This window comes from Streptomyces sp. NPDC091289 (assembly GCF_044757365.1).
In the GTDB taxonomy this organism is placed as follows: Bacteria; Actinomycetota; Actinomycetes; order Streptomycetales; family Streptomycetaceae; genus Streptomyces.
Genome location: NZ_JBIVUT010000016.1, coordinates 14,058 through 28,205 on the forward strand (window position 1 = coordinate 14,058; position 14,148 = coordinate 28,205).

Annotated in this window: 11 protein-coding genes; 9 read left to right on the forward strand and 2 right to left on the reverse strand. The window is 72.4% G+C overall.

Features of this window, described 5'->3' with window-relative positions; genetic code table 11:
- Window positions 1-120 precede the first annotated feature (120 nt).
- Window positions 121-1,074, reverse strand: a complete 954-nt coding sequence (locus tag ACIQPT_RS21870) for a TauD/TfdA dioxygenase family protein (RefSeq protein ID WP_401157589.1) — start codon at window positions 1,072-1,074, stop codon at window positions 121-123.
- A 562-nt stretch (window positions 1,075-1,636) separates the two neighbouring features.
- Here ACIQPT_RS21870 and ACIQPT_RS21875 point away from each other — a divergent pair.
- The 9 genes from ACIQPT_RS21875 to ACIQPT_RS21915 all read left to right on the forward strand — a co-directional run bounded on the left by ACIQPT_RS21875 (window position 1,637) and on the right by ACIQPT_RS21915 (window position 13,774).
- Window positions 1,637-2,842 (forward strand): ROK family protein, encoded by a 1,206-nt coding sequence (locus ACIQPT_RS21875; protein ID WP_401157590.1) that lies wholly within the window; start codon window positions 1,637-1,639, stop codon window positions 2,840-2,842.
- Window positions 2,843-2,942: 100 nt separating this feature from the next.
- Window positions 2,943-3,014 (forward strand): putative leader peptide, encoded by a 72-nt coding sequence (locus tag ACIQPT_RS21880; protein ID WP_350998870.1) that lies wholly within the window; start codon window positions 2,943-2,945, stop codon window positions 3,012-3,014.
- 348 nt (window positions 3,015-3,362) lie between these two features.
- Window positions 3,363-4,979 (forward strand): ABC transporter substrate-binding protein, encoded by a 1,617-nt coding sequence (locus ACIQPT_RS21885; protein ID WP_401157592.1) that lies wholly within the window; start codon window positions 3,363-3,365, stop codon window positions 4,977-4,979.
- Window position 4,980: 1 nt separating this feature from the next.
- Complete coding sequence (locus ACIQPT_RS21890; protein WP_401157594.1) at window positions 4,981-5,925, forward strand: ABC transporter permease; 945 nt, start codon at window positions 4,981-4,983, stop codon at window positions 5,923-5,925.
- Between the two features lie 5 nt (window positions 5,926-5,930).
- Entirely contained in the window at window positions 5,931-6,827 is an 897-nt protein-coding gene (locus ACIQPT_RS21895) for an ABC transporter permease (protein ID WP_401157596.1), read from the forward strand.
- Window positions 6,824-8,698, forward strand: coding sequence for a dipeptide ABC transporter ATP-binding protein (locus ACIQPT_RS21900; RefSeq protein ID WP_401157597.1), 1,875 nt, complete (start codon window positions 6,824-6,826; stop codon window positions 8,696-8,698). The genes ACIQPT_RS21895 and ACIQPT_RS21900 overlap by 4 nt, the downstream gene beginning before the upstream one ends.
- A 104-nt stretch (window positions 8,699-8,802) precedes the next feature.
- Window positions 8,803-9,636: a formylglycine-generating enzyme family protein gene (locus ACIQPT_RS21905; RefSeq protein WP_401157870.1), complete on the forward strand. Its 834-nt coding sequence runs from the start codon at window positions 8,803-8,805 to the stop codon at window positions 9,634-9,636.
- A complete protein-coding gene (locus ACIQPT_RS21910; RefSeq protein WP_401157599.1) occupies window positions 9,633-11,459 on the forward strand; it encodes a sulfatase in 1,827 nt (608 codons plus the stop codon). Before ACIQPT_RS21905 ends, ACIQPT_RS21910 begins: the two co-directional genes overlap by 4 nt.
- Window positions 11,456-13,774 carry an arylsulfatase gene (locus tag ACIQPT_RS21915; protein ID WP_401157601.1) on the forward strand — a complete coding sequence of 773 codons (2,319 nt, stop codon included), beginning with the start codon at window positions 11,456-11,458 and terminating at the stop codon, window positions 13,772-13,774. Before ACIQPT_RS21910 ends, ACIQPT_RS21915 begins: the two co-directional genes overlap by 4 nt.
- Here the strand turns inward: ACIQPT_RS21915 and ACIQPT_RS21920 are convergent.
- A complete protein-coding gene (locus ACIQPT_RS21920) occupies window positions 13,693-14,118 on the reverse strand; it encodes a MerR family transcriptional regulator (RefSeq protein ID WP_401157603.1) in 426 nt (141 codons plus the stop codon). The two genes, ACIQPT_RS21915 and ACIQPT_RS21920, sit on opposite strands and share 82 nt — an antisense overlap.
- Between the last annotated feature and the right edge of the window lie 30 nt (window positions 14,119-14,148).

Sequence of the window (14,148 nt, forward strand, 5' to 3'; positions counted from 1 at the left end):
GTCCTGATCCGGGACTGTCCTGATCCGGACTGTCCTGTTCAGGACGCTACCGCCCGGGAGGCCGGGTGCGCATGGCAGGGGAGGCGTGACGACCGTGGTCAGGTCGTGGTCAGGTCGTGGTCAGGCCGCCGTGGACGCTCCGGACGCGATGCCGAACGCCGGGTCGGGGACCTCCTCGGGCGAGATCAGCGTGGAGGAGCGGCCGTCGACGCCGACGGGCACGTCCCCGTCGACCGTGACGCGGCGGAGCTTGCGCTCGTGGGCGTCGGAGTCGTCCACGCCGTAGTGCTGGGTGGCGCGGTTGTCCCAGATCGCGACGTCGCCGACCTGCCACTGCCAGCGCACGGTGTTCTCGGGGCGCTCGATGTGGGACTGGAAGAGATTCAGGAGCGTACGGGAGTCCTGGCCGGTCAGCCCGGCGATCCGCTGGACGAAGTTGCCCAGCAGCAGGACGCGTTCGCCGGTCTCCGGGTGGACCCGCACCACCGGGTGCTCGGTGAGGAACTTCGTCGAGGTGAACACCTCCTTGTACTGCTTCAGCGCCTCCGGCACGGCCTGCGGGCGCAGCGCCGCGTAGTCGTAGTCGTTGGAGTGCACGGCCCGCAGCGAGTCGGCGAGGACGCGCAGCGGCTCGGGAAGCCCGTCGTACGCGGTGGCGGTGTTGGCCCACAGGGTGTTGCCGCCGTAGGGCGGGACGGTGACGGCGCGCAGGATGGAGAACGCCGGGTAGGCGGGCACGAAGGTGACGTCGGTGTGCCACTGGTTGGCCCGGCCGCCGTGGTCGGAGTCGATGCCGAGGGAGTAACGGCCGTCGGCGGACGGGACGGTGGGGTGCGCGACCGGAGCGCCGAGCAGCCGGCCGAACGCCTCGTGGCCCTCCTCGTCCAGGTGGTCCTGGCCACGGAAGAAGACGACCTTGTTGGCCAGCAGCGCGGACCGGATCTCCGTGACGGTCGCGGCGTCGAGGTCGCCGCCGAGCCGGACCCCGGAGATGACGGCGCCGAGACGGCCGCCGACCTTCTGGACGGTGACGGTGGAGGTGGTGGAGGCGGGGGCGGTGGTTGCCGAGGACATGGCGGGTTCCTTTCGGGGACCAAGACCATCCATTGATTAATCTTGGAGCGGAATTAATTGAGGCAGGGGGCGACCGGGAGGGGTCCGGTGGGACGGACGGAGATCCGGTGGGACGGACGGAGAGGTGAGAGCGGGAGCGGTGCGGTGCGGTGCGGCGCGCCGCGAACGTGTGGAGCGGAGCGGCAGTGCGGCAGTGCGGCAGATCAGCCGGCGGTACAGCGGCGCGGACACGCAGCCGCTGCTGCGGTGCGGCCGGCGTGGGCGGGCCGCGCGTCGGAAACGGCCGTCGCGAACATGCCCCGGAGAATTCCAGCGCCCCGCGCCGCACGTCAAGCACCCGCCCGCGTTCCGGGCCGGTTCCGGCGGTGGTTGAATCGGCGCTTGCGCACGGCCCGGAACCCGTCCGAGCGCGCACCGTCGGAACGACTCCGACCTGCGGTTTTCTCCATGATTCCGGACAGGTTCCGTACCCCGTCCGCCGACCGGGCGCGGGCCCCCGCGCGATTTCACGCCGCCGTAACGTTGCGAGCGCCCCGTGGCGCAGGACCGAAGGAAGGCCACCATGACCGCCGCCCCCCAGCTCTTCCGGACCGCCGGCGACGGCCGCCGCGAGGCCAATGCCGCGACCGTCCTGCGCGCGGTGCTCGACCACGGGCCCGTCGCCCGCAGATCGATCGCCGCCCTCTCCGGCCTCAGCCCCGCCGCCGTCTCCCGCCAGTGCACCGATCTCGTCCGCCTCGGCCTGGTCCGTGAACTGCCCGAGCTGGTGGAGAGCAGCGGCGTCGGCAGACCGCAGATCCCGGTCGACCTGCACACCGGGGAGGGTGAGGGACCGGTGGCGGGCGGCGTTCACATCGGGGTGCCCGGATCGACGTTCGGCCTGCTGGATCTGCGCGGCCGGCTGCTCGCCCGCCGCACCTTCCCGCACGAGGGCATCGACCCCGGCGAACTGTCGGGCCGCGTCCTCGCCGGGCTGCGGACCTTCCTCGACGAGGCCGTCCGGGGCCGCCGGCTGCTGGGGGTCGGTGCGGCGCTCGGCGGCTGGGTCGATCCCGCGCTCGGCACGGCGGTACGGCACGACGCGCTGGGCTGGCACCAGCGGCCGCTCGCCGCCGAACTCTCCCGCGGCCTGGGCGGAATCGACGTCCGCATCGACAACCACGCCCGCGCCATCGCCCAGTCCGAGATCCTCTTCGGACACCCCGCCGCCCGCCGCAGCCTGGTCCACCTCTTCATCGGCAATGTCGTCGACGCGGCCCTGGGCATCGCCGGGGTGGTCCACCAGGGCCCGGGTTCCGGCGCCGGGGACGTCGCCCATCTGCCGGTGCCGGACTCCACGGTCGGCTGCCCCTGCGGGCGCACCGGCTGCCTGGAGGCGACGGCCTCCAACGTGGCGGTCGGCCGGACCGCCGTGCGGCGCGGGATCGTGCCCGAAGCCGATGTGTTCCTGCTGGTGGACGCGGCGGCGGCCGGTGACCGGCGGGCCGACCGGCTGCTGCGCGAGCGGGCCCGCGCGGTGGGCCGGGCGACCGCGCTGCTGCTCGACGTCCTCAACCCGGATCTGGTCGTGGTCACCGAACACTCCAGCCTGCTCAACCCGGAGTATCTGGAGGAGATCCGGGGCGCCGCGGTCGACCTGTCCCATGTCTGCGGCGACCCCGAACGGATCGTCAGTCCGCATGCCGGAATGACCGTTCTGCCCGTCGCGGGCGGCACGATTCTGCTGAATCCCCTGTTCAGGAGCCCGCTTACGACCTTCGACCGGTAGTCGGGTGTAGCGGGCAGGAGGGGCTTTCGTACCAGGATCCGGACAGACCGGGTTGACCTCCCGGCGAGGCCGCTGTCATATTGCTCCCGTGAACCCGGACATGCGCCTCGTCTCCCGCAGGCACGTCGACCTCTGTCGACAGGCCAGCGCGGTCTGTGCCGTCCACAACTGACCCCGGACCCCTGCGCGTTCCCTGTGCCCGGTCCGGCTCTCGACGCCGTATCACGTTCCCGCGCACCTGAGATCCGAGCGCTCTCCGTCGTAGATCTGTCGGCAGGTCCGTCGTCGGGCATGCTCCCGTGTGATCCCGCGCCGCCCCCGTACGTCCCCGACCGCACGGGCGCCTGAGCCCTCCGCACCCGCATGCGCTCCTGCGTGTGCACCGCTCCGTCTCAATTGCTCCCGCAGCGGAATTAATTACGTCCAGTCCCTCCCTCCCTCCCTCCCTCCCTCCCTCACTCACTCCGTCCGCCCTTCCTTCCTTCCTTCCTCCGTCCCTCTCCGCCACAGGCAGGCTCCGATGACCGAGCTGTACCCCACCCCGCCCTCGCCCCCGTCCCCGCTCCCGCCCGCCGGGCCCTCCCGGCGCACCGCCCTGCGCGCGGCCGGCGGCGGCTCCCTGCTGCTCGGACTGGGCCTGGCGGGCTGCCGCTCGGCGGTCTCCGAGGCCTCGTCCGACCCGAAGGAGTCCGGCGGCGCGCCCAAGCGCGGCGGCATCCTCGGCGTCGCCGTCAACGCCGACTTCACCCCCGCCCTGCTGTTCGCGCAGAGCGGCCAGTCGCTCCAGCAGCGGCTGATCTACAACACCCTGACCCGCTACGACGACGACCTCACCCCGAAGCCGGAGCTCGCCACCTCCTGGACGTACGGGAAGGACGGGCGCAGCATCACGCTCACCCTCCGCGAGGGCGTCACGTTCCACGACGGCCGGGCCTTCACCGCCGACGACGTGATCTTCGCCGTGAAGAACCTCCAGAACCCGGTCCGGGCCGCCCAGTTGCGCAGTACGGCCGCCGCGATCACCGGTTTCGAGAAGCGCGGCGACCACGAACTGGTCCTGAAGCTCGCCCACCCGGTGAACAATCTCTTCGACCTCTTCGAATTCATGATCATCACTGATGAGAAGACCGTCGAGGACGCCGTCACCGGAAAGAAGCTCATCGGCACCGGGCCGTTCAGGCTGAAGAAGTGGAGCCCCGGCTCCGGCCTGACCCTGACCCGCAACGACCGCTACTGGCAGCCGGACCGCCCCTACCTCGACGGCGTCGAACTGCGCGTCATACCCCAGGCCGACGCGCTGATCTCGTCCCTGCGCTCCGGCCAGACCCACCTCTCCTTTCATGTGCCCGGCAAGAGCCTCGGCGTCGTCAAGAGCGACTCCCGGCTGAAGATCACCGACTACGACACCGGAGCGGGCGCCGCCTACCTCGGGGTCAACACCACCGTCGCCCCGCTGGACGACCGGACCGTCCGCCAGGCCCTCGCCTTCGCCGTCGACCGCGAGCGGCTCCTCGCCCAGACCCTCGGCGGCTACGGAATCGCCTCGGCCGCCCCGTGGCCCAAGTCCTCGCCCGCCTACAGCGAGGCCCACCGCACCCACTACACCCACAACCCCGGCAAGGCCCGCGAGCTGCTGAGGTCGGCCGGTCACCGCAAGCTCGAACTGCCCCTGCTCCACATCGCGTTGCCCGGCGAGACCGCCATCGCCGAGTCCATCCAGTACGACCTCAAGCAGATCGGCGTCCACGTCACGCTGGAGCCGACCGACGGGGCCACCGCGCAGAAGAAGCTGATCTCACAGCAGATGCCCGCGCTGTGGTCCATGGGCCACGGCTTCGCCCAGGTCCAGCCCTCCACCCTCGCGGTGAGCGCCTATCCGTTCAACGAGGCCAAGAACACCTCCAAGTACCGCTCCGCGGCGTACACGAAGGTCGTCCAGGAGGCCTGGACGAAGCCGGAGTCGAGCGTTGCCGAGGCCAACGCCCTGCACGAGAAGATCTCCGGCATCCTGCTGGAGGAGGCGTTCATCATCGACCTCGTCGTACGCGGCCAGGTCGAGGTCGGCGCCGACCGGCTGCACGGCGTCACCCAGAACAAGTTCTCCTATCTCAACCTCGACGACGCCTACCTGGTGTGACATGCGCAGCTACCTGCTGAGGCGGCTGCCCTCCGCCCTCCTCGTCCTGTTCGCCGCCTCCTTCGTGATCTTCACGATCCTGCGGCTCGTCCCCGGCGACCCCGCGACCTCCCTCGCCGGGCCCGACGCCTCCCCGGCCACCGTCGCCGCGATCCGCGACCGGCTCGGCCTCGACGCGCCCCTCCTCTCCCAGTACGCCCACTGGATCGGCTCCCTGCTCACCGGCGACCTCGGACCCTCGTACGCGATCGGCGGCGAGGTCTCCGACCTGATCGGGGACGGGCTCGGCGCGACCGCCGAACTGACCGTGGCCGCCCTGCTGTTCGTCATCGTGCTCGGTACGGCCTTCGGCATCCTCGGGGCCACCTCCCGCAGCGGCTGGATCCGCAGCGCGATCCGGGTCACCACGACCGCCGCGCTCGCCGTGCCGCCGTTCGTCAGCGGCGTGCTCCTCGTGGTGCTGTTCGCCGTGGTCCTCGGCGTCCTGCCGCCGGGCGGCCGGGTGGCCTTCCTCACCGCACCCGACCTCGCCGCGCAGTACCTGCTGCTGCCCGCGCTCTGCCTCGCCCTGCCCAGCGCCGCCGTCCTCGGCCGCTACCTCAAGGACGGGATCGAACGCGCGCTCGCCGAGGACTACATCCGCACCGCCACGGCCGCCGGAGTCGCACCGCGCCGGCTGCTGTGGCGGCACGCGCTGCCCAACGCCCTCCCGCCCGTCGTCACCCTGCTCGGCATGCAGACCGGACACCTGCTCGGCGGAGCCGTCCTGGTCGAGGCGATCTTCGCCTGGCCGGGCCTCGGCCAGCTCGCCGAACAGGGCCTCCAACGCCGCGACTACCCCGTCGTCCAGGACCTGTTGCTCCTCCTGGTCGCCGTCTTCGTCGTCGTCCAACTGCTCACCGACCTCGTGTACGCCTGGCTCGACCCCCGGATCAGGTGGGAGTGACCCCCATGACCTCGACCCCCGACCTCGCCCCGGTATCCCCGGCGACCACCGAGGCCCCGCCCGCCGGCCCGCGGAAGGCCGCACGCCCCCGCCACCCCTACCGCGCCGCCCTCTCCACCGCCCGGGCCCGCACCGGCCTGGTCCTCGTCGGCGTGGTGGTCCTCGCCGGACTGCTCGCCCCGCTCCTCGCCGGGCACGGGCCCACCGACCAGAGCGGCCAGAGCCTCGCCGCCCTCGGCACCCCCGGCCACCCGCTCGGCACCGACGACCTCGGCCGCGACCTGCTCAGCCGGGTGCTGTACGGCATCCGCGCCGACCTCGGGATCATCGCGATCGCCGTCCCCCTCGGCGCGGTACTCGGCTGCCTGTTCGCCCTGGCCGCGGCGGCGCACCCGGTCGCCGACACCCTCGTCCAGCGGGTCTTCGACCTCATCCTGGCCTTCCCGGGCCTGATCCTCGCGCTCGCCGTCACCGCGATCCTGGGCCCCGGCCGGCTGCCCGTCGTCCTGGTCATCGCGCTCGCCGAGATCCCGGCGTTCGGGCGGCTGCTGCGCGGCGGGATCCTCGTGCAGCGGGAGCGGGAGTACGTCACCGCCGCCCGGGTCGGCGGCAGTTCAGGCCCCCGGGTGCTCGTCCGGCACATCCTGCCCAACGCCGCCGACCCGCTGATCGTCCAGATCGCCGTGTCGCTGACCGTCGCCGTCTTCATCGAGGGCGCGATGAGCTTCCTCGGCGTGGGCGTCCGGCCGCCGGAGCCGACGCTCGGCTCCATCCTCAGCCAGTCGATGCCCTACCTCGACCAGGCCCCGCACTTCGCCGCCGGGCCGCTGATCACCGTGACCGCGCTCGTCCTCGGCCTCTCGCTCATCGCCGAGGCGCTCAACCGGGAGATACGCCGATGACCGCACCGGACTCCACTTCCTCGCGGCCGCCCCGCCATCTGCTCGAAGTCCGCGACCTCGGCGTCGACTTCACCGGCTCCGACGGCTCGCCCCTGCACGCCGTGCGCGGCCTTTCCTTCACCCTGCGCCGGGGCGAGACCCTCGCCGTCGTCGGGGAGTCCGGCTCGGGCAAGTCGACCACCGCGCTCGCCCTGACCCGGATGCTGCCCGGCACCGGCCGTCTCGCCACCGGCTCCGTCCTCCTGGACGGCCAGGACCTCGCCGCCGCCACCGACGAGGAGCTGCGGGCGGTGCGCGGCGCCCGTATCGGCATGATCTTCCAGGACCCGATGACGGCCCTGAACCCGGTCCTCACCGTCGGCCGCCACCTGGACGAGGTGCTGAGAGCCCACGGCAAACGCGACCGGGCCGCCCGCCGGGCCCGCGCGGTCGACCTCCTCGACCGGGTCGGCATCCCCGAACCCCACCGGCGTATCGACGACCACCCGCACCAGTTCTCCGGCGGGCAGCGCCAGCGCATCCTCATCGCGATGGCCCTGGCCGGCGAACCGGACATCCTGCTGGCCGACGAACCGACCACCGCGCTCGACGCCACCGTCCAGGAGCAGATCCTCACCCTCCTCGCCGACCTCAACCGCGAGACCGGCACCGCACTCGTCCTCATCACCCACAACATGGGCGTCGTCGCCCGCTCCTGCGCACGCGTCCTCGTCATGTACGGCGGCACCGTCGTGGAGGACGGGCCCACCGCCGAGGTCCTCACCCGCCCCCGCCACCCGTACACCGCCGGGCTCCTCGCCGCCGTGCCCCGGCTCTCCGCCCCCTCCGGCACCCGGCTCACCGGCATCCCCGGCGCCCCGCCCGACCTCGCGCTGCTCGGCGACGGCTGCGCGTTCGCCGCGCGCTGCACGCTCGTCGAGGACCGCTGCCGTACGGGGACGCCCCCGCTCGTCGAGCTGACCGACGGCGTACGGGCCGCCTGCCTGCCCGCCGCCGGGCGCACCGAACCACTGCCCGCGCCCCCGCCGCCCGCCCGCATCGACCGGCCCGCGCCCGGGGCCGTCGTCCTGGAGGCGGAGAAGCTGGTCAAGACGTACCGGGCGCGCGGCACCCGGGGGGCCGGATTCACCGCGCTGGACGGGGTGTCGCTGACCCTGGCCGAGGGGGAGACCCTGGGCATCGTGGGGGAGTCCGGCTCGGGCAAGTCGACCCTGGCCCGGGTCCTGGCGCACGCCCACGCCTCGGACGGGGGCACGTTGCGACTGCGCGGCGAGGACGTCACCCGGCCCTCGCGGCGCGCGCTGCACGCGGTGCGCCGACAGGTCCAGATGGTGTTCCAGGACCCCTACGCCTCCCTCAACCCCCGCATGACCGTCGGGCAGATCGTCGCCGAACCGCTGATCGCCTTCGGCCTCGGCGACCGGGACGAGCGGGAGGCCCGGGTCGCCGAACTGCTCACGCTCGCCGGTCTCGACCCGGCCGTCGCCGACCGGCACCCGCGCTCCTTCTCCGGCGGGCAGCGCCAGCGCATCGGCATCGCCCGCGCGCTCGCCCCCGACCCGTCCGTCCTCATCTGCGACGAACCCGTCTCCGCGCTCGACGTCTCCGTCCAGGCGCAGATCGTCGGCCTCCTCACCGACCTCCAGCGGGACCTGGGGCTGGCCCTGGTCTTCATCGCCCACGACCTCGCCGTCGTCCGCCAGGTCAGCCACCGCATCGCGGTCATGCACCGGGGCCGGATCGTGGAGACCGGCAGCGCCGACGAGGTCTGCGAGCACCCCCAGGACCCGTACACCCGGGCCCTGTTGGCGGCGGCACCCGAGCCCGTACCCGTACGGCCCGCGATCCGGAAGACCGAGGTGCTCGCGTGAACGCCTGCTGCGCCCCGGGACGCGCCTGTACGGGAGGGGCGTCCGCCACCGACGTCCTGCCGCTCCCGGCGGTACGCCGCGCCGTCGCCACCACCCGAGGCGTGATGGCCGAACTGCCCGGCGGCACCTTCCGGATGGGCGACGCCTTCGGCGAGGGCTACCCCGCCGACCGGGAAGGCCCGGTGCGGGACGTCACCGTGGCCCCCTTCGCCATCGACACGACCGCCGTCACCAACGCCGACTGGGCGGCTTTCGCGGCCGCCACTGGCTACCGCACCGACGCCGAACGCCACGGCACCAGTTACGTCTTTCACCTGCTGGTCCACCCGAAGGCCGCCGAGCGCCACATCCTCGGACGGGTGCCCGGCGCACCCTGGTGGCTCGGCGTCGCGGGCGCGGCCTGGGACGCGCCGGAAGGGCCCGGCTCCGACGTCACGGACCGGGCCGACCACCCGGTCGTCCACATCTCGTACGACGACGCCCTGGCCTACTGCGACTGGACCGGGACCCGGCTGCCCACCGAGGCGGAGTGGGAGTACGCGGCGCGCGGCGGCCTGGAAGGCGCCCGCTATCCGTGGGGCGACGACTTCACCCCCGAAGGCCGCGAGATGTGCAACACCTGGCGCGGCCGCTTCCCGCACCGATCCGACCGGCCCGGCGGCCGCACCGGCACCGTGCCCGTCACCGCGTACGAACCCAACGGCCACGGGCTCCACAACACCTCCGGCAACGTCTGGGAGTGGTGCGCGGACGCCTTCGGACCCGGCGAACGCGTCATCCGGGGCGGCTCCTACCTCTGCCACGCCTCGTACTGCAACCGCTACCGGGTCGCCGCCCGCTCCCACAACACCCCCGACTCCTCGACCGGCCACGGCGGCTTCCGCCGCGCCCGCGACCTGAAGCCCCTTGATCCTGCGGAAGGACGGAACACCGCGTGAAGGCCGTCATGGTGATGTTCGACAGCCTCAACCGGCATCTGCTGTCGCCGTACGGGGCCGACTGGACCCACGCCCCCAACTTCGCCCGCCTGGCGGACCGTACGGTCACCTACGACCGGTGCTACGCGGGCTCCATGCCCTGTATGCCGGCCCGCCGTGAACTGCACACCGGACGCCACAACTTCCTGCACCGGGGCTGGGGTCCGCTGGAGCCGTTCGACGACTCGATGCCCGAGATCCTGAAGCGGCACGGCGTCTACACCCACCTCGTCAGCGACCATCAGCACTACTGGGAGGACGGCGGGGCCACCTACCACGGCCGCTACAACTCCTGGGAGTTCTTCCGGGGCCAGGAGGGCGACGCCTGGAAGGGCCAGGTCGCCGACCCGGAGATCCCGGAGAACCTCCGGGCCACCCGCAACGACCTCTGGCGGCAGGACTGGGTCAACCGGCAGCACCTGGACACCGAGGCGAAGCAGCCGCAGACCCTCACCTTCGACGCCGGACTGGAATTCCTGCGGACCAACCACACCGAGGACGACTGGTTCGTCCAGATCGAGACCTTCGACCCGCACGAACCCTTCTTCACCCAGGACCACTACAAGGACCTCTACCCGCACGACTACGACGGCCCGCACTTCGACTGGCCCGACTACAACCGGGTCACCGAGACCGAGGAGCAGGAGAGCCACGCCCGCTACGAATACGCGGCGCTGCTCTCCATGTGCGACCACTCGCTCGGCCGGGTCCTCGACGCGATGGACGAACACGGGCTGTGGGACGACACGCTGCTGATCGTCTGCACCGACCACGGCTATCTGCTCGGCGAGAAGGGCTGGTGGGCCAAGGTCGTCACCCCCTGGTACGAAGAGCTGGTCCACACCCCGCTCTTCGTCCACGACCCGCGCCGCCCGGACCGGGACGGCACCCGCGACGGCTCCCTCGTCCAGACCGTCGACCTCGCGCCGACCCTGCTGGACTTCTTCGGCGCCGATATCCCGCCGGACGTCCAGGGGCGGCCCCTGCGCGAGACCGCCGACGCGCAACAGCCCAGAGAATCAGCGCTGTTCGGCATGTTCGGCGGCCATGTGAACGTCACCGACGGCCGGTACGTCTACATGCGGGCCTGCCACGACGACACCAACCAGCCGCTGTACGAGCACACCCTGATGCCCACCCGCATCCGGGGCCGCTTCACCCCCGAGGAGCTGACCGGGCTGACCCTGGCCGAACCGTTCGCGTTCACCAAGGGCGTGCCCACCCTCCGCATCCCTGCCCACCCCTCCCCGCTCCTGGGCCCGCAGCGCTTCGGCACCCTCCTCTTCGACCTGGCGGCCGACCCGCGTCAGGAGAAGCCGATCGTCGACGACGCGGTCGAGCTGCGCATGCTCCGGCTGCTGGTGGAAGGGCTGCGCGCGAACGACGCCCCCGCCGACCAGTACGCCCGCCTCGGCGTCCCGGACGATCCGGACCGGGTGACCGAGGCCCACCTCCTCGTCGCCGCCCAGCGGGAGCGGTCGGAAGCGGCCCGCGAACCCGCGGCCCGCTCGGACGAGTTCACCGAGGGCGCGCTCAACCTCCGTACACCGCTGGCGGATCTGCTGGCCGAACCGGCAGCGGCCGACACGGTCCGCCGGATCGTCCCCGGACTGCTCGACACCGAGCTGCTGACCGTCCGCGGCGGCTCCACCCTCCTCCAGATCGCCGCCTTCACCGGCCACCCCGCACGCCCCCAACTCGCCGCCGTCGCCGACGAACTGGCCCGGCTGTTCCCGCTGCCCGACGACCACCACCCCAGCCGTGACGGAGAGCCCCGCCGATGACCACCGACCCCACCCGACGCGACCCCTACGACGGCTTCCCCGGCCGGATCGGCCGCACCTTCGCCGCATCGGAGCCCTCCTGGCCGCCGCGCACCACGGCAGGCGAGAAAGCCCCCAACATCGTCGTCGTCCTCGTCGACGACATGGGCTACAGCGACATCGGCCCCTTCGGCTCCGAGATCGCCACCCCGACCCTCGACGCGCTCGCCGACAACGGCGTACGGCTCACCAACTACCACACCATGCCGCTCTGCTCCCCGGCCCGCGCCGCCCTGCTCACCGGCCTCAACCCGCACCGCGTCGGCTACGCCATGGTCGCCAACTCCGACCCCGGCTTCCCCGGTTACGGCATGGAGATCGCCGACGACATCCCCACCCTCGCCGAGCTCCTCCACGACAACGGCTACGCCACCTACGCCGTCGGCAAATGGCACCTGGTCCGCGACTCCGCCTCCAACGCCGCCGACGACCGCGACAACTGGCCGCTGAACAAGGGCTTCGACCAGTACTACGGCGTCCTCGAAGGCCTCACCAGCCTCTTCCACCCGCACCAACTCGTCCGCGACAACAGCCCGCTGGACATCGACGACTTCGCCGACGACTACTACTACACCGACGACATCACCGACCAGGCGATCTCCATGGTGAAGTCGCTGCGCGCCCACGACCCCGACAAGCCGTTCTTCCTCTACCTCGCCCACAACGCCGTCCACGGCCCGCTCCAGGCCAAGCCGGCCGACATCGCCCGCCACCGGGGCCGCTACGACGAGGGCTGGGACGTCCTGCGCGAGCGCCGCTTCGCCGCCCAGCTCGCCGCCGGACTGCTCCCGCCCGGCACCGAACTGCCCGACCGCAACAGCGAGGCCGGCCTCGACGTCCCCGCCTGGGACAGCCTCACCCCGGAGCAACAGAAGCTCTACGCCCGCTACATGGAGGTCTACGCGGCACTCGTCGACAACATCGACCAGAACCTGGCCCGGCTCACCGACACCCTCGAAGCGCTCGGCGAACTCGACAACACCATCATCGTCTTCACCTCCGACAACGGCGGCACCGGCGAAGGCGGCGCGGAAGGCACCCGCTCCTACTTCAGCCGCTTCGTCCACCACCCCGCCCTGCCCGGCGACTGGACCCCCGACGTCGACCGCGACCCCGAACTGATCGGCGGCCCGCGCAGCCTGGTCCACTACCCGCGCGGCTGGGGCATGGCCTCCAACACCCCCTTCCGGCTGTACAAGGGGCACACGTACGCCGGCGGGGTCCGCGTCCCGTTCGTCCTGTCCTGGCCCAAGGGCGCCCGCGAGGAGCTGCTGGCCCCCGGGACGCGCACGCAGTACCAGTACGTCACCGACATCGCCCCCACCCTGCTGCGGCTCGCCGGACTCGACCGCCCGGCCGAGCGGCGCGGTGTCACCCTCCAGGAACCGGACGGCATCAGCTTCGCTCCCGTACTCGCCGACCCGGACCACGCCTCCACCCACCCCGAGCAGTACTGCGAGATGACCGGCAACCGCAGCTACTACCGGGGCGGCCACAAGCTCGTCACCCTCCACCGCCCCGGCACGCCCTACGACGACTCCGAGTGGGCGCTGTACGACATCCGCACCGACCCCACCGAGATCCACGACCTCGCCGCCGAACGCCCGGACCTGGTCAAGGAGTTGTCCGAGGCCTGGGAGGCGGCCGCCTGGCGCAACGGGGTCTTCCCGCTCCCCGACGGCAGCGGTGCCCTCGCCCGCCGCAACCCCGCCGAACAACGCCTGACCCGCCCACTGACCCTGCTGCCCGGCACCCCGGAGCTGGAGCGCTACCGGTCCTCCCGGCTGGTCTCCCTGCGCTCCTTCGAGATCACCGTCGTCATCGACGAGGCGGGGGAGGGGGTGCTCGTCTCCCACGGCGACCAGGGCGGCGGCTACAGCCTGTACGTCGAGGACGGGCGGCTCCGCCTGGCCTACAACGAATACGGCGTCCTGCACGAGACCGACGCGGGCCCGCTCACGCCGGGGGAGCACGTCGTCGTCCTCGCCGCCACGGCCGAGAAGGGGCTGCGCTGGTCGTTCACCGTCAGCGTCGACGGCGAGGTGCGGGCCACCCCGCCCAGCGTCCACCAGCTCATCGGCATGGCCCCGTTCCAGGGCATCAGCATCGGGATCGACCGCAAATCCCCGGTCTCCTGGCCCCTGTTCGAGCGCCACCGGACCTTCCGCTACGAGGGCGCACTGCGCTCGGTCACCTACACCCCTGGCGAGCCGGGCCCCGACGCGCCCGAGGCGGTGGCCGCCGCGCTCAAGGAGGCCGCGGCGGCCTTCGAGTGAGGATGCCCGGTCAGCAGCCCCGCGAGCGTGCCCCGGCTGCGCCGCAGCGCCTCGATCCGGTCGTCCATCTCCGCCAGCTCCCCGCCGAGGATCTCCCGCAGCTCCGCGCACCAGTCGAACCCGGGCCGGTCGCCCCGGGCGCACGGCAGCACCTGGCGGATCACCTCGGTGGACAGGCCCGCCCGCAGCAGCGAGCGGATCTGCTGGACGGTCACCACGGCCTCCTCGGCGTAGGCGCGATAGCCGTTCGCGCCGCGCCGGGCCTCCAGCAGCCCCTGCGCCTCGTAGTACCGCAACGACCGCGCGCTGACGCCCGTCCGCCGCGACAACTCCCCGATCAGCATGCCTGCCCCACCCCTCCGCTTGACCTTGTC